This window comes from Vibrio splendidus (assembly GCF_024347615.1).
GTDB classification, from domain to species: Bacteria; Pseudomonadota; Gammaproteobacteria; order Enterobacterales; family Vibrionaceae; genus Vibrio; species Vibrio splendidus.
This window is the reverse complement of record NZ_AP025508.1, coordinates 2,802,754-2,826,209: the sequence shown is the minus strand read 5'-3', so window position 1 is coordinate 2,826,209 and position 23,456 is coordinate 2,802,754. Positions and strand designations below refer to the sequence as shown.

General features: G+C 44.8%; 18 protein-coding genes. 6 read left to right on the top strand and 12 right to left on the bottom strand.

Translation table 11 applies throughout. The annotated features are described in order from the left end of the window. Nucleotides 1-92: 92 nt before the first annotated feature. From OCU90_RS12495 to gap, 7 genes are all read right to left on the bottom strand, one after another. A complete protein-coding gene (locus OCU90_RS12495; RefSeq protein WP_017079506.1) occupies nt 93-1,979 on the bottom strand; it encodes a BCCT family transporter in 1,887 nt (628 codons plus the stop codon). A 193-nt stretch (nt 1,980-2,172) separates the two neighbouring features. After that, nucleotides 2,173-2,526 carry a hypothetical protein gene (locus OCU90_RS12490; RefSeq protein WP_004734101.1) on the bottom strand — a complete coding sequence of 118 codons (354 nt, stop codon included), beginning with the start codon at nt 2,524-2,526 and terminating at the stop codon, nt 2,173-2,175. Between the two features lie 248 nt (nt 2,527-2,774). Beyond that, nucleotides 2,775-3,734 (bottom strand): ChaN family lipoprotein, encoded by a 960-nt coding sequence (locus OCU90_RS12485; protein WP_061024398.1) that lies wholly within the window; start codon nt 3,732-3,734, stop codon nt 2,775-2,777. A gap of 75 nt (nt 3,735-3,809) precedes the next feature. Next, nucleotides 3,810-4,625 carry a 23S rRNA (guanine(745)-N(1))-methyltransferase gene (gene rlmA / locus OCU90_RS12480; protein WP_017085075.1) on the bottom strand — a complete coding sequence of 272 codons (816 nt, stop codon included), beginning with the start codon at nt 4,623-4,625 and terminating at the stop codon, nt 3,810-3,812. Nucleotides 4,626-4,818: 193 nt separating this feature from the next. Further along, the gene (locus tag OCU90_RS12475) at nt 4,819-6,855 is read right to left on the bottom strand and encodes a methyl-accepting chemotaxis protein (protein WP_061024397.1); all 2,037 of its coding nucleotides are present in this window, start codon (nt 6,853-6,855) and stop codon (nt 4,819-4,821) included. Between the two features lie 297 nt (nt 6,856-7,152). Further along, entirely contained in the window at nt 7,153-8,037 is an 885-nt protein-coding gene (locus tag OCU90_RS12470) for a D-hexose-6-phosphate mutarotase (RefSeq protein ID WP_017084061.1), read from the bottom strand. A 288-nt stretch (nt 8,038-8,325) separates the two neighbouring features. Beyond that, the gene (gene gap / locus OCU90_RS12465) at nt 8,326-9,321 is read right to left on the bottom strand and encodes a type I glyceraldehyde-3-phosphate dehydrogenase (RefSeq protein ID WP_026012234.1); all 996 of its coding nucleotides are present in this window, start codon (nt 9,319-9,321) and stop codon (nt 8,326-8,328) included. 319 nt (nt 9,322-9,640) lie between these two features. Between gap and msrB the strand changes: the two genes are divergently transcribed. Beyond that, complete coding sequence (gene msrB, locus OCU90_RS12460; RefSeq protein WP_017079511.1) at nt 9,641-10,078, top strand: peptide-methionine (R)-S-oxide reductase MsrB; 438 nt, start codon at nt 9,641-9,643, stop codon at nt 10,076-10,078. A 143-nt stretch (nt 10,079-10,221) separates the two neighbouring features. On the opposite strand, the gene OCU90_RS12455 is transcribed toward msrB, so the two are convergent. Next, nucleotides 10,222-11,028 carry a DUF2989 domain-containing protein gene (locus OCU90_RS12455; RefSeq protein ID WP_029222678.1) on the bottom strand — a complete coding sequence of 269 codons (807 nt, stop codon included), beginning with the start codon at nt 11,026-11,028 and terminating at the stop codon, nt 10,222-10,224. A gap of 113 nt (nt 11,029-11,141) precedes the next feature. Here OCU90_RS12455 and OCU90_RS12450 point away from each other — a divergent pair, with 113 nt between their 5' ends. After that, nucleotides 11,142-11,423 carry a YeaC family protein gene (locus OCU90_RS12450; RefSeq protein ID WP_017092496.1) on the top strand — a complete coding sequence of 94 codons (282 nt, stop codon included), beginning with the start codon at nt 11,142-11,144 and terminating at the stop codon, nt 11,421-11,423. A gap of 209 nt (nt 11,424-11,632) precedes the next feature. Here the strand turns inward: OCU90_RS12450 and ansA are convergent, their stop codons facing one another. Then, entirely contained in the window at nt 11,633-12,649 is a 1,017-nt protein-coding gene (gene ansA, locus OCU90_RS12445; protein ID WP_017084059.1) for an asparaginase, read from the bottom strand. A 118-nt stretch (nt 12,650-12,767) separates the two neighbouring features. Further along, nucleotides 12,768-14,618: a signal peptide peptidase SppA gene (gene sppA, locus OCU90_RS12440; RefSeq protein WP_061024395.1), complete on the bottom strand. Its 1,851-nt coding sequence runs from the start codon at nt 14,616-14,618 to the stop codon at nt 12,768-12,770. A 279-nt stretch (nt 14,619-14,897) separates the two neighbouring features. On the opposite strand from sppA, the gene OCU90_RS12435 reads away from it, so the two are divergent. From OCU90_RS12435 to OCU90_RS12425, 3 genes are all read left to right on the top strand, one after another. Further along, nucleotides 14,898-16,907 carry an NADPH-dependent 2,4-dienoyl-CoA reductase gene (locus OCU90_RS12435; RefSeq protein WP_061024393.1) on the top strand — a complete coding sequence of 670 codons (2,010 nt, stop codon included), beginning with the start codon at nt 14,898-14,900 and terminating at the stop codon, nt 16,905-16,907. 245 nt (nt 16,908-17,152) lie between these two features. Then, the gene (locus OCU90_RS12430) at nt 17,153-17,701 is read left to right on the top strand and encodes an NAD(P)H nitroreductase (protein ID WP_061024392.1); all 549 of its coding nucleotides are present in this window, start codon (nt 17,153-17,155) and stop codon (nt 17,699-17,701) included. Nucleotides 17,702-18,554: 853 nt separating this feature from the next. Next, nucleotides 18,555-20,516 carry a DNA topoisomerase III gene (locus OCU90_RS12425; RefSeq protein WP_017084055.1) on the top strand — a complete coding sequence of 654 codons (1,962 nt, stop codon included), beginning with the start codon at nt 18,555-18,557 and terminating at the stop codon, nt 20,514-20,516. A 53-nt stretch (nt 20,517-20,569) separates the two neighbouring features. Here OCU90_RS12425 and OCU90_RS12420 read toward each other — a convergent pair whose 3' ends face one another. Both OCU90_RS12420 and OCU90_RS12415 read right to left on the bottom strand, forming a co-directional pair. Further along, a complete protein-coding gene (locus tag OCU90_RS12420; RefSeq protein ID WP_061024390.1) occupies nt 20,570-21,571 on the bottom strand; it encodes a DUF3080 domain-containing protein in 1,002 nt (333 codons plus the stop codon). 7 nt (nt 21,572-21,578) lie between these two features. Beyond that, nucleotides 21,579-22,265, bottom strand: coding sequence for an SDR family oxidoreductase (locus tag OCU90_RS12415; protein WP_061024387.1), 687 nt, complete (start codon nt 22,263-22,265; stop codon nt 21,579-21,581). A 261-nt stretch (nt 22,266-22,526) separates the two neighbouring features. Here OCU90_RS12415 and OCU90_RS12410 point away from each other — a divergent pair, with 261 nt between their 5' ends. Continuing rightward, nucleotides 22,527-23,447 (top strand): histone deacetylase family protein, encoded by a 921-nt coding sequence (locus OCU90_RS12410; RefSeq protein WP_061024385.1) that lies wholly within the window; start codon nt 22,527-22,529, stop codon nt 23,445-23,447. Nucleotides 23,448-23,456: the final 9 nt, after the last annotated feature.

The window sequence follows — 23,456 nt, the reverse complement described above, 5'->3', positions numbered from 1 at the left end:
TTTTTAGAAAAGTATAAAAAAAGGCTCACATTTCTGTGAGCCTTTGTCGTATTTAGGAGAGTCCAAATAAATGGACTGTGTCATGGCTAATGTCAAGCAAGTGGCAGTTCTGCAACCACCTGATTGAACGCGACTCGAGCTTTCTGAGCTTGCTCTGATAACTCAACTTTTTTCGCTTGAGCTGTGCTTAGGTTGTTTTCAGCCTGCTCAAGTGCTTGTTGTAGGTTTTCAGGAAGCTCATGTGTTTCCATTTGTGCACCCTGTTCAAGAACATAAGCGCGGATTTCTTTCTTCACATCAGCAAGGGCTTTATAAGCTTCACGTTCAAGTTCTGCAGCTTCTTGTGCTGCGTCTTTCTCTTTCTCGAACTGTGCCAATGCCATCCCTTCTGCCGACCATGGATCCATGTCTGGCAGCTCTTCGATGTTAATCGTCGGCTCGATGTAACTCTCTTGGTGACGTAAATCGAGGCTCGTTGCACGAACGGCTGAGATCATCAACATCACAGAGATAGCCAGTAGCGGTAAGCCACCAACAATCGCAGCGGTTTGAAGCGTGCTTAGGCCGCCCAAGAACATCAGAATCGTTGGTAAGAACGACAGTGTGAATGCCCAGAACATACGGTTCCAACGCATTGGCTCTTCGGTCACGTTGTTCTGAACCACAGAAGCCAAAATGTAAGAGATAGAGTCAAAGGTTGTCGCAGTAAAAATAATACACAACAGTGTAAATACGGCGATCACTAACGTGCTCATTGGCAGTTGTGCCAGCATCGAGAAGATAGCTTTGGTTGCGCCTTCTTCGTTTAGGATTGCAACGACATCTAGCTCACCAGATAACTGTAGGGATAAACCGTAGTTACCTAAGATCATGAAGAATAAGAAACAACCTAATGAACCAAAGAAGATAGAGCCTGACACCATTTGTTTAATGGTTCTGCCGCGAGAGATACGCGCAACAAACAGGCCCATGCTTGGTGCAAAAACTAGCCACCATGCCCAGTAGAAAATGGTCCAATCTTGTGGGAAATGGGTATTTTCGAACGTACCATAGCCGCCGAATGGTTCAGCCCACGTTGCCATCACGAAGAAGTTAGACAATAGGCGACCAATCGAGTCTAGACCCGTTTCAAGCATGAAAATCGTTGGGCCAGCGATTAGGACGAATATCAATAAGCCCATTGCGCCCCAGAAGTTGATGTTACTGAGGATCTTGATGCCTTTTTCCAAACCCGCATACGATGAGTATGCGAATATCGCAGTACAAACCAAAAGCACCATAACTTGAGTGACGTTATTTTTTGGTAGGCCGAATAAGTGGTTAAGACCTTCAGTAATAAGAGGTGCTGCTAAACCTAACGTTGTTGCTGCGCCACCTAATAGACCAAAGATGAATAGGATATCTACAACTTTACCTGCAACGCCGCGGCTATGGTGTTCACCCAATACTGGCATTAATGCGCTAGAAATTTTTAGTACAGGTTGTTTACGTACATAGAAAAAGTAGGCAATTGGAATAGCAGGGATTAGGTAGATAGACCAAGCAATTGGACCCCAGTGGAATAAACCATAGGTCGCAGCCCAACGAACGGCTTCTTCACTGCCGGGTTCTAGTTGAAAAGGAGGTGATTGGTAGTAGTAAGCCCACTCGATACAGCCCCAGTACAAGATACTTGCCCCGATACCACCACAGAAAAGCATTGCTGCCCATGAAGCGGTTTTAAATTCAGGTTCTTCATCGGCTTCACCCAGTTTAATTTGTCCCATATCACTGAACACAACGTAAACCATGAAGGCACAAGCTGCGAGTCCAAGCGCTAGGTACAAGAAACCAAGTTGGTCTGTCATAAAGGTTTTAGCGACCGCGATCCAGTCTGCTCCTTGCGTCGGGAACATAATCAGCGGGAAGATGATCGTGAGTAGGAGTGCTATCGCACCAAAAAAGGTTGGCTTATCAATAAGCGCAAAAGAGTTTTTCACGAGTATTATTCCATTAAAATGAGAGCGGAATTATGTCGTGAACTCGTTTTTTAGGACAAATCAGGTCTGTTGTCGTGACGACAAATCGATTTTTTGCAATGAAAGAGGCTCAGAGCAATAGGGACAATGTAAGCAGTGCTGTGCAAACAATGCACGTGGTGCGGTGAAAGGAATGTCGTAAAGGAAAGTAAGGTTATATAAGAGCGAGAAGAATGCCACCAACCGTTGCCGCTGCGGATAAGTATTGCCCTGCTGAATAAGAACCATCGTCCTCTTCTTCAATCTTATCTGGGTGATCCATACCTAATGCGCCGTGAGCAAATGACTCAACCTTATCAGTAACGGTCGCGTTTTCAGCTTCGACTTTCTTGGCTTCTTTATCGATTTCTTTAAGGGCAGATAATAGGGCTTTGCCCTCATCGGAAAGCTTAACGGTATTTTGCTCAACCTTAAGAGGTGCAGGCTTGTCAGCTTCAATGCTTTTAGCTTGTGCGTTCATTTGCGAAGGTGAATACAGCTGAGTGTTACTCGTTCCTACTGGCGTCATATCGCTCTCCTTACCTATCCTTAAATATAGTATCGGCAGAGGTGTGAAAAACTTGTGCATTTAATCACCGTGGTGATGTTTTTTTATTCGCACAATATATCTTCGTCTGCTTCATCAAAACTGCTTGGTAATTAAGCAATTCCTATGCCGATATCAATATTTATCTTAGGGCGCCATTGAACAAGCTTTTAGTTTGTTAGACTTATGCCAGACCTAAACTTGAACAAGATTAAGTCTGGATAGCGAGTTTAGTCGCACTTGAGATCGGATCCGCGCTTAGATAGGTGCTTGTATGCCTTCATTCGGTTCTCTTTCTTAACAAAGCGAGCCGGTGGCGAGAGAACTTCAAGCTGATAGTCACTGCTATCCGATGAGATCGCTTCAACTGGGCTGATGATGGCAATTTTCAAATCAGGGTTACGACGTAGAATCGATGCTGCCGTACCTAAACCACCTTCGGTGTGGAACTTACCGGCCACATGAATCACTTGTTGGTCTGGGTTTGATGCGAGGTAATCAACAATCGACTCTGCCATGGTTTCGTCCCATGTGACTTGAGCCGCAAACTGTTTTTCTGTTTGCTCTGGTGTTCCGTGATGCATCGAAGCCATGAACTTTTCTTTATAAGGGCTATCGCCAGTATCCACTTCTGAAGCAATCCATTGACGTTGTTCCGTCGTTAGCTGATCTAGATAGGATAATCCTTCACGGCCGATACACTGTACAAAGGGTTTTGGTGCGTTTGCCGCAATGATATCGACGTTGTTGGTTTTAGCGAACTCCACTAACGCGCGGTAATCACTTTCGTAATTTGGCCAAGCAGCCGCTTGAGACATGAGAACTTGTTCGCCAATCTCATCATTTAGATATTGGTTTAATGTGTCTTGATGCTCTCGAGTGAATTGTTCCATTGAAAGCGCGATGTTTGATGTGGCGTTGCGGCGCGCTTTTAAGAAATCGGTTTGGAAGCGATGGATTGCCGAGTGAGTGTGCCATTCGCCAATAAGAACCACATCAGCGTCAATCAGCTGTTTAGGTAATGCATTGAGAGAAAGCGCTTCGCCTTGTGGAGACGCGAATTGGTAGTCGTAGAATGTGGAAACGGCTTGCGTTTGCGTGTTAGCCACGTTTTGAGAAGTGCTGTTTGAAGGTTGATTAGCACAAGCTGTAAGCAGGGTAGCTAATCCGATAAGAATAATACGTTGCATGAAATGCCTCCTTGAAGAACACGCATACTAAAGGAGGCAAGATGAGATTTCAATGCAAACGATAATCAATATCAATTAAAGTTGTTTGCGGTACACTCGTAGCATAAAGTCAGCTTCACAGTTGAATTGCTTTGAATCAGTGAGTTGTTGTTTAAACTCTTCACTCGCTTTCCAAGCAAACGGCGTCATCTGTAGCAGGTCGAATGCGTCTGACCCCGATAGTTCCATCATATAGTTTAGTTGCTCTTGGTGCTCAAGAGTAAAACCTTCGATCATCTCTGGATCTTCATCGTGCAAACGAACGCCATCATAAATCGCATCACGCAGCTGATACAGGTGTCGGCTAGCAGGTGTCACGGTGATCACCACACCATTGTCTTTGATGGTGCGTTGCAGCTCTTCTGCCTTGCAAGGCGCGTAAATGCGTAGAATGCCGTCTAAGCTATTTTCCGCAAAGGGTAGGCGATGGCTTGATGCAACTGAGAAGTCGACCGCTGGATAGCGTTTAGCGGCATATTTGATAGCAATTTTAGAGATATCTAGACCAAAAGTAGCGCCATTCTTTTCTTGAAGGTTTACCGCAATTTCATTGGTGTAATAACCTTCACCACAACCTATATCTAATAGGCTAGGGGCTGTTTCTGGCAGATAGCTAGCGCATAGACCAACAACGGCTTGGCGCATCGGATCGTAGTGGTTGCCTTCAAGGAAGCGGCGACGAGCCTGCATCATCTCTTTGTTGTCACCTGGATCTTTTGAGCGTTTGTGGTGTGCTGGCATCAAATTGACATAGCCTTCTTTCGCTAGGTCGAACTGATGGTTCTTTTCACACTTAAACGTACGATCGTTTTGAGATAAAGGTTGGTGACACAAAGGGCATTGGTAAGTCATTGCGAACTCGAGGTAGAAATTTCAAGTCCAAAATTTTAACAGGAAGCATAGTGGGGCGCTAGAATAAACGCAGCTGTCTTGGCTAACGGCAATCCGTGAATAGGTAGAGCCAGTTAGTGAAGAGATAGAGCCAACGTATGGTTGGCTCTATTGGTTATGAGCAAGTCACTGATAGAAACAGTGAACTCGGCTTCTAGCTAAAGAAGTTAACTTGGTTCTTTAACGACTCAGCTTGTTTTTGAAGTTCATCAGCACTGTGAGAGGTCTTAGCGCTAGTTTCACGGCTCTGCTGGTTGAGGTCGCTGATCGCATGTGCGTTTGCGGCGATTTCTTGAGAAACCTGAGCTTGCTCTTCTGATGTCGCAGCGATGGTTTCAGCTTGAGAAGCAATAGATTCAACTTGAGAGGCAATCGACTCTAGAGCCGTACCGGCTTCTTGCGCTTTATCGAGTACTTGGTTGGCATTCGATTGGCTTTGTGTCATCAGGTTCACGGCATTGTTAGTGGAAGATTTCAACTTCTCGATGATGCTCACTACGTCTTGCACTGACGTTTGTGTACGATGAGCCAATGTTCTTACTTCGTCAGCGACAACGGCAAAACCACGCCCCTGATCACCCGCACGTGCTGCTTCTATCGCAGCGTTCAACGCAAGTAAGTTGGTTTGTTCTGCGATGTCATCAATCATCTTAGTGACGGTTTGAATGCTTTCGCTATCAGAACTCACTTGTTCGATGGCCGATGCTGACTTGTCTAATTGATCATTCAGCTGGGCAACATCAATACACACACCTTCAACGACTTCTAAACCTTTCTGGCTGTCTTCATTGGCAAGGCGAACATTTTCAGCAATGCTGTTCACTTGCTGCGCTACAGATTCTGCAGAGGTGGCCATCTCTTCAATGGCCGTAACGACTTGCTCAACCTGTGCTTGCTGGCGATCAGATTGACTCAAGTTGTGGCTGGCATCTTGTGACACACTGCTTGAGCTATTCTGAACTTGATCACTGGTCGTACGTATCTCGCCCACGAGTGTATTCAATTGAGCTGCCATGTTCGCAACGCCGGTATTTAGGTTGCTGATCTCGTTTTTCGTCTGCTTGCCATTGTTTGGGATATGCAGGCTTACTTCGCCTTTTCCTAAACGCAGCATGTACTCGTTTAACGTCGTTAGTGGCGTCAGTGTACGGTTTAACACGAAGGTTAACGCGACGATGGTAGTGGCAGCAATCAAGGTAGCAATAATAGCGATGAGCTTGAGTAACTCATCACTGCCCTTGGTCACTTCCTTGATAAAAGTACCGCCAAGCAGTTTCCAATCCCACCCAGGAACTTCGGTGTAGACAAGGTACTTCTCACCAACGGTTTCTTTAACCTTGTATGGATATAGAATTAGACCTGATGGCTGTTCAAAGATCTGATAGAAAGGTTTGTTGCCGTCATAGTCAGCAACATCAACAATCGATTTACCACCGCCCACGTTAGTTGGGTGCAGTAAGTACTGGCCTTGATGCTCTTTCTCATTATCAACAATGATGGTGTATCCCGTATCCCCCCAAGAAACAGAGCGTAGAGATTCAAACAGGCTTTGAGTCGCCTCTTCTACTGGCAGACCAATGAAAGAGACACCGTTTACTTTGCCTTGAGCATTGGTCAAAGGCGCATAGTAGGTGATGTAACGTTGACCGAAGAGCTTAACTTGAGAGTAATAAGGCTGGCCATTTTTGAGCTTGCTATAGCCTGGATGATTTTTCCCTAGCGTGGTCGCAACGACTCGTTCGCCTGAAGGTTTTTTAAGAGACGTAGAGACACGAATAAAGTCGTCGCCAAATGGGGCAAATAGGGTCGCTACGGCGCCGGTGTCGCGAGTAAAGCTATCGACGAGTTTGGTGTCATTGATTAGGCTCTCACCATACTGAGTCATGTTGGGAATAGAATGACCGTTGAACTCAACGTCATAACTTTCAACATAAACACCTGCTAGGTAGCCGTTACGAAAAGTGGATTCTAAAACTTTAGCGGTATGCAGGTAAGCATCAAACTGACCAGAGATGGTTTTGGCCATCGCTTCTACTTTGGATTGGTGTTCTTTTAACGTGTTGTCTAATAATACCTGTGAGGCATTGCGGTACACGAGTGTTGCAATGGAACCAAAGGCGATAAGCAAGCACAGCAAAATGACCAACTTAAGTTGGAAGCCAACACTTTGATTTTTGTATTTCTCGAACATGAATTCACTATCCTGTCTTCATTGAGGTGTTGTTAAGTGGTTTTAAGGAAGTTTGTTATTGAGCTTTCTATCATAGGTACTTATTTATCGGCAGTAATTGATAATAATTAATGAATTGATAGTTATATTTATAAACTAGAGTGATGAGAACCATGTGGCGTGGATTTAAACGAAGAGGCGATGGACTACTGGCTTGTGTTAAGACGTTGATTACTGGACGGTACGTGTAAGGTTAGGGGCAATAAAAAATGCAGCTTTATGAGCTGCATTTTTTGTCTAATTGAACTCGCTAGAGGCCTAGTTTGAAGAAATCACCGTAATCAGCTGGTGGCTTTCGCCAGGCTGTAGCGTTTTGCCTGCTTCTAGGCTTGGTGCGTGCAGTGTTGATTCTACACACATCATGGTTAGGTAACCGTCGTCTTGCATATCGCCCATAGCTGTTGCGCCTTCCGCCCACGGGTTCCACAATACTGCAGAGTTATGACCGTGGTTCTCAACTGTTAGTGTGCGATCGAGATTTTTGTCAGCAACAAAGATTTGCGCTTCTGGTTGCGTGTAAACTCGGTCAATCGTGTCGGTTAGTACCAGTTCAGAACCACCTTGGCAGATCTTGCCACCTTGCAGGCTATCAATGTACTCAGCACCCATACCGGTTGTGGTTGTGTTGTGAATATCACCAACGTTTAGGTAAGTGTGCAGTGCTCCAGAGAAAGTCCATGGTTGTGAATCTGTGTTTTTCACATCCAAAGTTACTTTTAGTTGGTCACCAATCTCAACATTTAAACGTGCATCGAACTGATGCGGCCATACTGCCAGAGTTTCTTCATTCGGCTTTAGACCTAGGCTTACAATCACACCCGCTTCGCTTTCACGGTGCTCAACTAATTGCCATTCGCTTGAACGTGCAAAGCCATGTGCCGGTGCTGCAATGCGACCAAACCAAGGCCAACATACTGGAATACCACCACGTAAGGCTGTTTTTCCATCGAATTTAGCTTGTTGGCTCATCCAAATAAGGTCTTGTTGACCTTGTGGTTGGAATGACACCACATGGCCTCCAAACAATGAAATGGCTGCGTTTGCTTTATCGTGGATAACGCGAACCAATTTTACACCTTCGTGTTCAACGATAGTCACGTTGTCAGAAAGTACTGTCAGTGTAGGTAGAGTAGACAAATCCATTACATGATCCTTCTAAGGAAATTGAATTCAAATGCTGGCTAGAACAGTGCTTGTGATTTTATGGGTGACAAGCAGAGCCAGTATTGGAATTAAATTTTGCGTTTTGACTTAAGTTTTAGGTTGAGCTTCAGTTTTAGTGTGTGACTAGCCAAGGCATTTTGGTGATCGGGGGCGAAGCCGTTTAAAAGATAGCGGGTATTAAAAAGGCGACACTAAGGTCGCCTTTTTTCAAAGTCTGCTCAAAACAGTCTTCGCTAACGCTTATCTAAAGCTATTTCTAAAAAGAAATTACTTAGAGATGTGAGCGATTAGGTCAAGAACTTTGTTTGAGTAACCGATTTCGTTGTCGTACCAAGATACAACTTTAACGAATTTGTCAGTTAGAGCAACACCAGCTTTAGCATCGAATACTGAAGTTTGAACTTCACCGATGAAATCTTGTGATACTACTTGGTCTTCAGTGTAACCAAGAACGCCAGCCATTTCGCCTTCAGAAGCTTCTTTCATTGCAGCACAAATTTCTTCGTAAGATGCAGATGCTTTTAGGTTAACAGTTAGGTCAACTACAGATACGTTAGCAGTTGGTACACGGAAAGCCATACCAGTTAGAAGGCCGTTTAGTTCTGGAAGAACAACGCCTACAGCTTTAGCAGCACCAGTTGAAGATGGGATGATGTTTTGAGAAGCACCACGGCCACCGCGCCAGTCTTTAGCAGAAGGGCCATCTACAGTTTTTTGAGTTGCTGTAGTAGCGTGAACTGTAGTCATAAGACCAGACTCAATGCCCCACTTATCGTTAAGTACTTTAGCGATAGGTGCAAGACAGTTAGTAGTACAAGAAGCGTTAGAAACGATGTCTTGACCAGCGTAAGATGCTTGGTTAACGCCCATTACGAACATTGGAGTTGCATCTTTAGAAGGACCAGTAAGAACTACTTTCTTAGCGCCAGCAGTGATGTGCTTACGTGCAGTCTCGTCAGTTAGGAAAAGACCAGTTGCTTCAGCAACTACGTCTACTTCGATAGCATCCCACTTAAGATCTTCTGGGTTACGCTCAGCTGTAACACGTACAGTTTTACCGTTAACGATTAGGTTACCGCCTTCAACTTCAACAGTACCGTTGAAACGGCCGTGAGTTGAGTCGTACTTAAGCATGTATGCCATGTACTCTACGTCGATTAGATCGTTAATACCTACTACTTCGATGTCTGCACGCTCTTGAGCTGCGCGGAATACGAAACGGCCGATACGGCCAAAACCGTTAATACCTACTTTGATAGTCATTGTAGTTGCTCCACAACTTAATTTCTGATTAAAGATAACTGGTAGTAAAATTACAGAATCCAGTATACATCTGCAATAGATAATCCGACTTAACTTGTTTAATGTCAAAAAAAAGCGACGCTTTTCTTAACAATTGGGCGTAAGTGGTTGAAAATTGACCATTGCAAGTGGCTCTGTACCCTTCCAGTTGGGTAAAATACCCCTAAATGATGATTCACTTATGAGTGTATATGTACAATGTTTCCTGGTGAGAAAGTATGTGCTACAAAACGACTGATATGCAAGCCTTTATAGAAAAAAGTAAATATAATAACAGAGAATGTGGAGAGATATTAACGTGGTTCAAAAGGGAGGAAATATGATAAAGCCTGATGAATACTGGCGTGAGCGCCTAACGGACGACGAATTTGCTGTATGCCGTGAACGTGGTACTGAAGCCCCATATAGCGGTAAGTTACTGCACAACCATAACACTGGTGTCTATAGCTGCACGTGCTGTGAAAGCCCTTTGTTTCTGTCGGATAACAAATATGACTCTGGGTGCGGTTGGCCAAGCTTTGATGCCCCAGTGAATGATGAAGCAGTACGCTATATAGAAGATCTAAGTCACGGAATGAAGCGTGTGGAGATCCGTTGCACTGCATGTGATAGCCATTTAGGTCACGTTTTTCCTGATGGCCCACAGACAACAGGTGAGCGATTCTGTGTTAATTCTGTGTCGTTAATTTTCAACAAAAATGACAAAAGTACGAAATAACTTGTCACAATTGTTTAATCCTTACAGGTCGTACTTGTCGATTAAGGACTATTGAACAACCCAAGATTTCAGAATTAACTCTAGTACAAATAAAAACAGCTACCATGAAGTAGCTGTTTTTTTTGTGCATGAAGAAATCAAAACTAATAGTTCGGCACTATAGACGCGGTGTAAACGCCGTCTTCAATGGCTTCGACAATCTTTTCAGCATCATCATTGAATTGCTTGTATTGAGGTTTGTCGAAACGATACAGCACAGTGAGCTCAGCTTCAGAAGCAATGGGCACATCAAAGTCTTTGGCAACCATTGCCCACACATACGCTTTTTCCATATGACCAAGGCTGTGGTTGATACTGGCCATCGACTTGAAGATTTCAGTGTTGACGACCGAACCATTTGAAAGCGTTAACGCATTATTGAGTAGTTTAAGCGTTTTTGCATGATCGCGGGTGGTATAGAAGGTGGCTAAGGCATATTGCATTTCTGCCGTATTTAACGCTTCTTTCCCTTCTAGTTGTAGGAAACTGCGTCTGGCGTTGGTGTCCCCGGTTTGTGACCACAAGAAGTAAAGCGTTTCCGGTGTATTGGATTGCGATAGTTCATCTACAATACGCTCAGACTCTTCGATGCTGTGCATTAAAGAGGTAAAGCGACGCTCTTGCAGCTTAGATTGGTCAATCGTCTCGATCTGCGCCGCAAGCTCTAGGCACTTTTTGTACGCAGTGACTAACTTGAACTCTTTAATCTTATTGGCTTCGGAGGGTTGCTTCTGAACTTCAAATCGATGCCAGATGAGGTCGGTACGTGCGACGCGACATTGCCCATCGTTCATGTTCAATTCCTCACACTGCAGCCCCGGATTACTTTGACAGAGTTGATCGGTATTTTTATTTCCTTCAAGACACCCCACCAGAGTGAAAGGTAATAGGCTAATCGCCAACCGTTTCATCATTTTCATATTCCTTCACTTGTGATCGAATGCACTTATTATCGGTCAGGTTCTTGACTCAATTCTGTTACGGGTTATTTTCTGGTGAAAATTGTTAAAACTAAGGCTTTATCATGGATGCAGAACAACTTCTTAGCGCAATGACACCCGAGGTCTACGAACGTTTAACTTACGCAGTTGAGACGGGTAAATGGCCAGAAGGTACGGCGCTCTCTAAAGAACAGCGCGACTCGTGTATGCAAGCAGTTATGTTATATCAATCTAAACATAACTCCGAAGCTCAACATATGACAGTTGCAGCTGGTGGTGATATTAGCTTTAAATCTAAGTCTGAGCTTAAGAAGCAATTTAAGTCAGACCAAGAAGATATTGTTAGGGTTAACCCGAATCATTAGGCTTAAATTACAACAAAGGGGCAGCACTGTGCCACCCCTTTAGCTGTTAAGCCGTTTATTTATAAGCAATAAAACGATTTAGTTCACGTTAAACGCCTGCGATGCCCATGAAACGACTGGGTTAATGCGAAGGTTTTGGTTAAACGTATAGCTAAACCTAAACCTCTGAACCTATAGCTCTAAACCTCTAAACCTATAGCTGAACAAGCTTATAAACTCATCTCACCGCGCAACACTTGTTGCATTTGATCCTTCACTTGTTCGTAGCTTAAGTTTTGGCTCAACAGGTAATGTAACTTCGCCAGTGCCGCTTCTGGTGTCATATCGTAACCACTGATAACTCCAGATTCTGCTAGTGCACAACCCGTCGCGTAGCCACCCATATTGACTTTACCGGCCAAACACTGAGTTAGGTTCACTACAATCACACCTCGTTCTGATGCATCTTTTAAGTGCTGAAGTAACTCTTGATTTTGTGGTGCGTTACCAACACCAAAAGTAAGCAAAATCATTGCGTTAACAGGCTGTAGTAGCGTGTTGCGAATCACCTCATGTGAGATACCTGGGTACATAGTGATTACACCGATGGGTTGCGGAGTAATGTTATGAACCTTGAAAGCACCTTCAGGTTGCTCGTTTACCTTTACGTTATTGCTGATCTGGATATTGATACCCGCTTCTAGCAATGGGGTTAGGTTTGGAGAGGTAAACGCATTGAAGCCATCTGCGTGTGATTTTGTGCTGCGGTTACCGCGCATCAACTTGTTGTTGAAGAACAGTGTCACTTCGTTGATCGGGTAGTTCGCTGCAATGTGCAGAGCATTCAGCAGGTTTGCTTGTCCATCTGAACGTAACTCTGCCAATGGGATCTGAGAGCCCGTAACAATCACAGGTTTGCCGAGGTTTTCCAGCATGAAAGACAGAGCAGAGGCGGTGTAAGCCATTGTGTCTGTACCGTGTAGGATAACGAAACCATCGTACTTATCGTAGTTCGCGCGAATATCATCAGCGATAGTCTGCCAATCAAGTGGCGTCATATCTGAAGAGTCCATTAATGGAGAGTATTCATGAATGGTGTACTCAGGCATTTCTGGGCGATGGAATTCAGGCATGCCAGCTAGCTGCTTATCCATAAAACCTGCGACTGGGACATAGCCGTGGTCCAAAGACTTCTGCATGCCAATTGTGCCGCCGGTATACGCGATATAGATGTGTTTTCTTTCCATGGCGATTAATACTTAGTGTGATATAGGGAACAGGGGGGCGATTATAGCGAATTATCATGCAATAAAAAGAGGCGCCTCACACAGAGGCGCCTCTTGATAACAAAGCGTTGAGCTTATCTTATTGAACTTGGCAGTTTAAGCAAAAAGCGTATCGGCCTTGTGGGTCGTTAAAGTTGCCTAACAGCTGGCTATCTTGAGCTAACTGCTGAGTAACAGGTTGTAAACTGCTTGGAATCATTGATTGGATATCAAAGCCTATCGACATCTGAACTTGATTCATAAATTCTTGAATAAATTGTTCAGTCGTTGAAAGTGGTTCTTCTACCCAGTAGATGTTGTAGGTTTCAAGCTCTGCAAGTGAAGCCGCTGCTGCAATCGCATCATCAAAATCACCAATTTCATCGACTAGACCTTTCTGGATTGCATCTTGGCCAGTCCATACTCGGCCTTGAGCGATCTTGTCGACAGCATCGACTTCCATGCCGCGATTCTCTCCAACTAGGCTGATGAATCGGCGGTAACCGTTTTCAATGCCCATTTGGAACGCATCTTTCGCGCCGTCGCTAAGCCCAGTCGTAATACCAAGACCAGAGAAAGGTGATGTGCCAACGCCATCAGTATAAACACCAATATCGTTCAACCCTTTTTCGAAGGTTGTGATAACACTAAAGATACCAATCGAACCAGTTAAGGTCGTTGGTTGAGCCAAGATCTTGTCCGCTCCCATCGAGATCCAGTAACCACCCGAAGCGGCAAGGCTAGACATAGATACAACAACCGGCTTGCCGGCTTCTTTAAGCGCTTCGACTTCGTTGCGAATCACTTCTGAAGCAAATGCGCTACCACCTGGGCTGTCTACACGAAGTACAACGGCTTTTACTTTGTCGTCGTTGCGCGCTTGGCGAAGTAGTGCTGCTGTGGTGTCACCACCAACGGTGCCACGTGGCTGCTTACCATCCATAATTGCGCCGCTAGCAACAATCACAGCAACATCGTGCGATTCACTTGTTAGGTCGGGAAGCATGGTTGTACGGTACTCGTAGTACCCAAACGCGTTATAGCTGTCTTGACCATCACTGCCGAAGACGTCAGCAAGCTCTAGTCGTACTTGCTGGCGAGTCGCCAGTTCGTCAACTAAACCAAGCTTCTCTGCCAGTTTTGCGATATCGCCATCAACCGACTCAAGGTCTTTTAAGAAAGAGTCCATGCTTGGGTTCAGCGTTTTCGCGTCGATCTGGCGGTTGTTGCTCACATCATCAACGTATGCGCCCCATAATTGGCCTAACCAACGAGAAGCAGATTCTTTCGCTGCATCTGACATGTCGTCACGAATGAAAGGCTCGATAGCTGACTTATAGGTACCAACACGGAACACGTGCGTGTTGACGTCTAGCTTCTCTAATAACGTTTTGTAGTAAAGCGAATAGGCGCTGTAACCTTTAAGAAGAACCCCACCATCTGGTGATAGGAAGACTTTAGTTGCGTAGCTGGCTAGGTAGTATTGGCTTTGGTTGTAAAAGTCACCCACCGCATAAATTGGTTTGCCTGTTGCTTTGAACTCGTTGAGTGCTTTAGCAATGTAGCGAAGCTTGGTCAGATTGGTTTCTGGCAGTTCTTTGAGTGCTAAAACGATACCAGTAACATTGTCATCGTCTTTGGCGTAGCGAATCGTTTCAACAATATCAAACAGGACGTTCTCTTTTGGAAGGTCTTTGCCAAGCAGTGAACCCGTGACTGAATCCATCGGATTGATATAGCGACTCTGCTCCACGATAGGACCAGACAGGTTAAGCACTAAAGCCGATTCCTGTGGAACAGTGGGCTGAGTTGTGTCTGAGTGGAAGTATACAAAGTAGATGATGGCGATACTGAGTAAAAAGAAGAGGTTAACGAGCGCAAGACGCACAAACGTGATGAGCTTCCAAATCCCTTTAAAGATCATACCTATAAATTTGAATATCTTTTTCATTATGTCTCCGCAGTGAGATCACGTGGCTTTAACAAGCAACAGTACTATTAATCTCAATAATATGAACTGCTTAGTATCCTACGATAATTCCCTAGCTCAAACTACACCAAGAATTGTTAATCGATATATATTCTCATTAAGTGTAGACAAATTAAGGGTTTCTGAACGATTAATACCTTCAGCATTATGATCGGTGTTACAAAAATGTAAACGGTTGTTTGAACTTTTGGTGATTGAGTTATATTGTGGTCAGACCACAAGGATATAATAATAGAAGTGATGTCTGCCATGTACCCACATTTACTCGAACCACTCGATCTTGGATTTACTCAGTTACGTAACCGTGTATTGATGGGATCAATGCACACGGGTTTAGAAGAAAATAAAGAAGGCCTCCACAAGCTTGCCGCGTTTTATGAAGAGCGAGCAAAAGGAGGCGTTGGCCTTATTGTTACCGGTGGTTTCTCTCCTAATTTACGTGGCAGATTGACCCCATTTAGTGCTGAGTTCAGTAAAGTTAAGCACGCAAAAGCTCACCAAGTTGTTACCGAGGCCGTGCATAAGCATGGCGGTAAAATTGCTCTTCAGTTGCTGCATGCTGGCCGCTATGCAATGCACCCATTCGCGCAAAGTGCTTCGGGCATCAAAGCGCCAATCGCTAAGTTTGCACCGAGTGAGATGAGCCCTCGTCAAATTAAAAAGACCATCGGTGCTTTTGCCAATAGTGCAGAACTAGCTCAGGTTGCTGGCTATGACGGCATTGAGGTCATGGGATCTGAAGGCTACTTGATTAACCAATTTATCTGTAAACGTACCAACATGCGTTATGACGAATGGGGCGGTTCTTATGAGAAGCGCATGCGTTTCCCGCTAGAGATCGTTAAATCGATTCGCGAAGCGGTGGGTAAAGATTTCATCATTATTTTCCGCTTATCGATGCTGGATTTGGTTGAGCAAGGCAGCACGTTCGAAGATGTTGTACTTTTGGCTCAGAAGCTAGAAGAAGCGGGCGTGACGATTATCAATACTGGTATTGGTTGGCATGAAGCTCGTGTCCCGACTATTGCGACACAAGTTCCAAGAGGAGCATTCTCTTGGGTGACGGAAAAAGTTAAACCATACGTGTCGATCCCAGTGGTGACATGTAACCGTATCAACACGCCAGAAGAGGCTGAACGTATCCTCAGTTCAGGACAGGCCGACATGGTATCAATGGCTCGTCCATTCTTGGCTGACCCTGATTTCGTTAATAAAGCCGCTCAAGACCAAGCGCAGTTCATTAACACCTGTATCGGTTGTAACCAAGCTTGTCTTGATAACGTATTCAAAGGCAAAAGAGCGAGTTGTTTGGTTAACCCTCGAGCTTGTTACGAGACTGAAATTGTTGTTCAGCCTGCCGAAGCGACCAAAACTATTGCCGTGGTTGGGGCTGGGCCTGCTGGTTTAGCCTGCGCGACGACGTTGGCACAGCGTGGTCATAATGTTGATCTGATTGAGAAAAATGATCGTATCGGCGGCCAATTTAGATTGGCAATGCAGATACCGGGCAAGGAAGAGTTCAGAGAAACGATTCGCTACTTTGCTAATCAAATCGATGCATCAGGCGTGAACTTAAAACTGGATACTGAAGCGACGTTTGAGATGTTGTTGAAGTACGATGAAGTCGTGATGGCTGCCGGTGTTGAGCCAAGAAAGCTTGATATTGAAGGGATTGACCAAGAAAACGTAATCGATTATCAAACCTTGATTCGTGAAAAGACACCAGTAGGCGAAAAAGTCGCGATTGTTGGTGCCGGTGGTATCGGTATTGATGTGGCAACTATGCTGACAGAGCCGACTTCTCACAGCTTGGATGACTGGCTGCATGAGTGGGGCATTGATAAGAATATGGAACATCCTGGTGGACTTTATCCTTACCCTGATTCGTTCAGTGACAAAACGGTTTGGGTGATGCAGCGTAAAGCGGGTCGTGTCGGTAAAGGTCCGGGTAAGACTACAGGTTGGATTCATAAACGCACATTAGAAAAACGTGGTGTGAACTTACTTGGTGGCGTGAGCTACAACAAGATTGACGACCAAGGTCTGCATATCAGCGTTGGTAAGAAAGATCAGGTACTCGATGCCGATTCCGTTATCGTGTGTGCGGGTCAGGTTTCAGTTCGTCCATTCGAAGACATGTGGCAAGAGTTTGGTGGCAAACTACACGTGATAGGCGGTGCCGATTACGCAGGTGAACTGGATGCCGTGCGTGCGATTCGACAAGGTGTTGAGTTAGCTATTAAGCTTTAACAACAAACAGAATGTTCTCGTTTGATAAGTTTGAATCAGAAAGTTCAATAAGCTGAACTAGACGGGTAACTAAGCTTGGACTAGACAGATAAATAAGGCTCCTAAGTCATAGATTTAGGGGCCTTTGTTGTTTCTAGTGTCGTTTCAAATATTGCTTCAAATAGACAGCCGTTGAGATTTATTATCGTTTGTGTTCTGTGCTACAGTTCAATTATACAAACAATAAAAATTAGTAAGGACTTCAAATGGATGCTTTGGATCTATTGCTCAACAGACGCTCAATCGCAAAACTCTCTGATCCAGCACCTGAAGGTGTGGCGTTAGAAAATATCATTAAAGCGGGCTTACGTGCTCCAGACCACGGCGCATTGACCCCATGGCGCTTTGTTATCGCACAAGGCTCAGGGTTACAGAAGCTCTCTGATATTTTGGTTCGTGCGGCACAAGCTGACGAGAGCGAAGAAGCGGTCATTGAGAAAGTTAAAAAAGCGCCGTTTCGAGCACCAATGGTGATCACTATCATCGCAAAGGTAACTGAGCACGAAAAAGTGCCCGCGTTCGAACAACACCTATCTGCGGGTTGCGCAGCACAGGCGATGCAAATGGCTGCTGTTGCTCAAGGTTTTCAAGGCTTTTGGCGCTCAGGTAAGTGGATGTTCCACCCTAAAGTTCACCAAGCTTTCGGCCTAGAAGGCGACGACGAAATCGTTGGTTTCCTATATTTGGGTACTCCGGGCTGTACGCCAATGAAAGCGCCAGAACGTGACTTCTCAAAGTTCGTCGAGTTCTTGTAAATACGATGATGAAGCAGCCCGATAAAGGGCTGCACAGTTAGATTTAAAAACTAAATCTAGCGATAAAATTGATGATCGCTGTAGGTAATTGATAGTCTTCAGCAACTAAGAAGTCGATAATTGCTAAAACTGATTCCATTGCATCTAGTAAATAATTTAACTTTTGAAACATGCTTATGTACTCATTCAAGTAAGTTAGGCACGTTGTTTTTTGCGTAGACTTTGATATGATTCGCCGTGAAACAAGCCATCATAAGTGTTGTCATAAAGTTAGAAGTCTTCTCCTACAAAGACTTTAAACTCTGCTTATTACAACGTGAGTGATACAGATAAATTAGCCTGCCTTGAGTAGGCTTTTTTATTGTCTATGTATAGTCATTTTACCTCCCTAATATCGATTCATACTCCGTACTATAAATTGCATTTTTGCCTAAAATCAACCCCATTTGTATGTGGGCTGATAGACGCTATTTGCCTCTATACTTTTCCGTATTTAACGAGAACCACCAACTTTGAGTTTTGATCTCGGTCAATAAAACCGCCTTGCTGAATAAGATCAATTCATTAATATTACTCGAGTTCTCTCTTTGAGAAAAAATAAATAAAACCAATAATATAGAGTCAAAGTGATTGCTTTTTCTAGAGGCATTGTAGGAATTGCTCCGAATAGCTCTTGGGATACTCAAAACAAGAAAGCAGGTGGCGAAGCCACTCATCGAGTATGTTTTTAGCTATGCATATTTACTAGCCACTAGTTTTTTGAGTGCTAACTGTATAAACAACCAGTTTTCCTTGATTTCTAGGGGCCACATTAGATAATGTGGCCCTAATTGTTTGTAGCATCTGGAAAAACATGTCTCGTCTTATCATTGCTGAAAAACCAAGCCTAGGCCGCGCCATTGCCGCCGCACTACCTAATCCACAGAAGAAAGACCAAGGGTTTATCAAATGTGGCAATGGGGATGTGGTGACTTGGTGTATTGGACACTTATTGGAGCAGGTTGAGCCGGACGCTTATGACGACCGTTATAAGAAGTGGAACTTAGCCGATCTTCCTATTGTGCCAGAGCAATGGCAACTAAGACCTCGTAAGACGTCAAGCAAACAGCTCACAGTGATCCGAAAGCTATTGAAGGACGCGACCCAAATTGTCCATGCGGGTGACCCGGATAGAGAAGGGCAGCTGCTGGTGGATGAAGTGATCGATTACTGCAAGGTGTCTAAGGCCAAGAAAGAGTCGATGGACAGGCTGCTGATCAGCGATTTGAACTTACCAGCCGTGAAGCGTGCGCTCTCTCAAATGCGCAGTAACCGAGACTTTATTCCATTGTCTATTTCTGCTTTAGCACGCTCTAGAGCCGATTGGTTGTATGGCATGAACATGACCCGAGCTTACACCTTGCTTGGTCAAAAGGCGGGTTACCAAGGCGTGTTGTCGGTAGGGCGAGTGCAAACGCCAGTGCTTGGTTTGGTGGTAAGACGTGATGAAGAAATCGAGAATTTCATTCCTAAAGATTACTTCACTCTGCACGCTTTGATCCCTTATCAAAACAACGGCCAGAGCTTTGATATTCGAGCGCGTTGGAAACCAAGCGAAGCATGTAAACCATGGCAAGATGAAGAAGGCCGAGTGCTCAATCGAAAGCTGGTTGAGAACGTGGCTAACCGAATTGCGAATCAACCTGCAACCGTGACGGAATCAGAGCAAAAGCAAAGTAAACAAGCTGCGCCACTGCCTTATTCGTTGTCAGCACTGCAGATTGATGCGTCTAAGCGTTTTGGTATGAGTGCTCAGCAGGTCCTCGACACTTGTCAGTCGTTGTACGAGAAACACAAACTCATCACTTACCCGCGTTCTGATAGCCGCTACCTACCTAAGGATCACTACTCGCAAAGAGAGTCGGTCGTGGATGCTATCGCTAACAATGCGAAAGAGCTGCAAAGTGGTGCTCAAGGTGCGGATCTTTCTCTTAAATCCAAAGCATGGAACGACAGCAAGGTCGATGCTCACCACGCGATAATCCCAACACCGAAGAAATCATCGGTGAACGGCCTGTCTGCCAACGAGATGAAAATCTATCAGCAAATCGCTCGTCAGTATCTGATGCAATTCTACCCACCTGCTATTTTTGCCGATGCCAAGTTAGTCTTTGATATTGCTGGTGGTGTGTTCATCGCAAAAGGGCGTCAGCTTATCAACCCGGGCTGGAAAGTGTTGATGGGGAAAACGGACACTGAAGAAAAAGGTGATGGCACGGATACGGTGCCTCCATTGGATAAAGGTACGGTGTTGACGTGTCGTGAAGGCATTATTGGCGATAAGAAAACCGAACCACCAAAGCACTTCACGGAAGCGACCTTGCTACAAGCGATGACTGGTATCGCGCGCTTTGTCGCGAACAAAGACCTTAAAGCCATTTTGAAAGAGACCGATGGCCTTGGAACGGAAGCAACCCGAGCGGGTATCTTAGATACTTTGTTTAAGAGGCAGTTGCTAACTCGACAAGGTAAGAGTATTCATAGCAGTCCTGCGGGGAGAGGTTTGATTAATGCCTTACCTGAGGACTCGACCTTTCCCGACATGACGGCTCACTGGGAGCATCAGTTGCAAGGTATGGCTGAGCGAAACCAAGCGTATCAACCCTTCATGCAAGCGCTAGAAAGTAAGATCGATGGCTTAATGGGTAAGGTAAAAACAGGTGAAGTCCCTGAATCCCTGCGTCATCTTCCTAAAGTTGAAAGACCAGCATTCAAGCGCCGTAAAGGTGGTGGGACAAGGAAGAAGACTTACGCGAAGAAAGGCGCTAAAAGTTAATCAGTTAGAAACTGAAAGCTAACAACACCCATTATTGATATTGGGAATCAATATTAACGACCGACCTTGCGCCCACAACGTTTAAACAGCTGCTGCCAATAATCAACATGGCGGCGAGTGGATGATCGAAAGGCGTGATGCGCATCTTTGATGGGAAAGTAATAACTGTGCAGTTCAGGTTGCGCGTCAAACATCCCAAGTTGCGGGGCTAACTGCTGATAGTAGCCATCCAATTGCGCCATGTAGGGCTGAACTTTGTCTATGTATTGCTGCTCGAACACATTGTTGAGATAACGAAACTTGGTCGTGTCTCGTTGTTTACCACAGATGATATTGTGATCAAAAGTTGTCAGCTGTTTGGTGATGGTATCAAGTTCGGCCGAAGCTCGCGTGAGCGAGTAGTATAAATCCCCGAGCGTAGAGCTCTTTTCTAATACTTCTTGAACCTCAGTAGTCTTTCCCGAAACGAGCGGAACGTTTAACGCTTGATTGATATGTTCTAAGGCATCACTGGTTTGTCGTACCTGATCGCCGATATCAGCGTGTAACCACTGACTACCACGCATCTGAGACTGCATCGCATCGCTGGCATAGATTAGATTCCACTGGTGCCGCGGAAACTGTGCGAGTTTCTGCTGCTCGATTTCTTTCAGTAGTTCTACGACCTCAGGGTCTAATTCGCTACCGGATAAGCATCTCCCGACACCTGCAAGTAGGGCGACTTGATAATCGTAATTACGAAACTCATCCGCGACTTTCCCAAGAAGCGAATTTCTTTTTGCAATCAGATTGAACAATCCACACTGACGAAGCTGGTAACTGTCGATTAAACCGATAGAAAGCGAGGGCACGTCAAGCAGCAGTTCTCGTTTTCTCGGTAGGCTTTCAAATTCCCGTTCCTCTTTTATCTCGTCAGCATCTTGTACTCTGGCTATCTTTGTTTGGTAGTCGTCGAATAAGTCTCCGGGGCCATCACTGAAACAGCCGGTTAGCATCACCGTCAGACAAAACAGTGTTGAGTACTTAACTAGGTTTGAGAGAGGGCCATCATTCATCTGCGGGTTACCAGTCTATTTCGCTGCCATCGAAATTGAAGAAGTGACCACTTACTTCAGTATTCGCGGACTCGATGACTTTTATAAGACCAGAAGCTGAGGTGTCAGTGTCGATCAGAGCATTAGGGCCGCCCATTTCGGTCTGTACCCACCCTGGATGTAACGCCAACACTGTAAAGCCATTATCGGTTAAGTCGTTACTTAGGCTCTTCACAACGGAGTTTAGAGCGGCTTTAGATGAACGATAGATGTAGCCTCCGCCTGATGTGTTCTCGGACATGCTACCGACTCTAGAAGACAGGCAGGCGATCTTTTTGACGTCACTACTTTCTATAAGAGGTAATAGAGTCTCGACAAGCTTTAATGGCGCAATGGTGTTGACTTCGAATACACGACGCCACGCTTCGACATCGGTATTACCCAGACCATAACCTTTTGGACCATAGTAGCCAGCGTTGTTGATCAAGATATCAATCGACTCTATTTGCGAAGTGAGGTGGCTCACCGCTTGGTAATCGGTTATCTCTAATTGAATGCAGGTCAGGTTGCTGTTGTGGTCTGCGAGAGAAAGCAGTTCTTTTGCTGAATTGGCATCACGATAAGTCGCGTACACCTTGTGGCTACCTTCCAAGTATTGTTGAGTCAGGCTTAAACCAATGCCGCGATTTGCTCCAGTAATGAAAATAACGCTCATGGTGATTCCTTTTTAGTTCAATTAGTTAAGTTTGATGGCTTAACACGAGAAAATCAACGCTCCACCAACTGGCCATTAGCATTCCTATAAAAATCATTACTGCTGCTACTGAGCCGCAGATCACCCCAAAGATGAGTATTAGGTTTTTCATTGCTGTTTCTTTTTTAAAGCTAAGATAATGATAACTATTATCATCAATTAAGGTTGTCGCCTAGGCTGAGACTGTTATGATTTTGAGAAAGATACGCAATTAACCTGATTATGATTCCTTTAATTTACCACCCAATCTATTCGCAGTTACCTTTACCAGAAGGTCACCGTTACCCGATTAACAAATATCAGTTGTTACACAGTGCTGTTGAAGCGTTAATGGATCGCGATCCTCTATGGAAGCGTCAGTTTGAAATCTTCCAACCAACGCCGGTTTCGGTTGAACAGGTAAAACAGGTTCACGATAGTGAGTATGTGGATTTGCTTGTTTCAGGTAATTTGCCCGCGGCGAAAATGAGACGCATCGGTTTCCCGTGGAGTGAACAACTTATTGAGAGAACGCTTTATTCAAGTGGTGGAACCTGCTTGGCCGCTGAAATGGCAATAGAGAGTGGTTTAGCGATTCATTTGAGTGGTGGTTATCATCACGCACACCATGATTTTGGTAGCGGCTTTTGTTTGTTGAACGATCTGGTGTTAGCGGCAAAACATGCGCTGACCTTTGAACATATCGATAAAGTGCTTATCGTCGACAGCGATGTTCATCATGGTGATGGCACAGCGACTCTTTGCCAAGAGAATGACGACATCATTACTTTGTCGTTCCACTGCGACAAAAACTTCCCTGCACGAAAGCCGCTATCCGATTTAGATGTGCCGTTAAGTCGTGAAACAGAAGATGAAGAGTTCTTACGTTGTTTTGAACAAGTCACTAAGTTAGCGATTGCTCACCATCAACCTGATCTGATTATTTATGATGCGGGGATCGATATCCATCAAGACGATGAATTGGGTTACTTGAATGTTTCGACAAAAGGGATATTTGAACGCGACTGTTTGATGATTGAGTTAGCGAAATCAGAGTCTATTCCGATGGCATGCGTAGTCGGTGGCGGATATCGAACTCAGCACCAAGATCTGGTTCCAATTCACATGCAGTTATTGAAGGCCGCATTTGCTGTTAGCCGTTGAGTGGTGAGC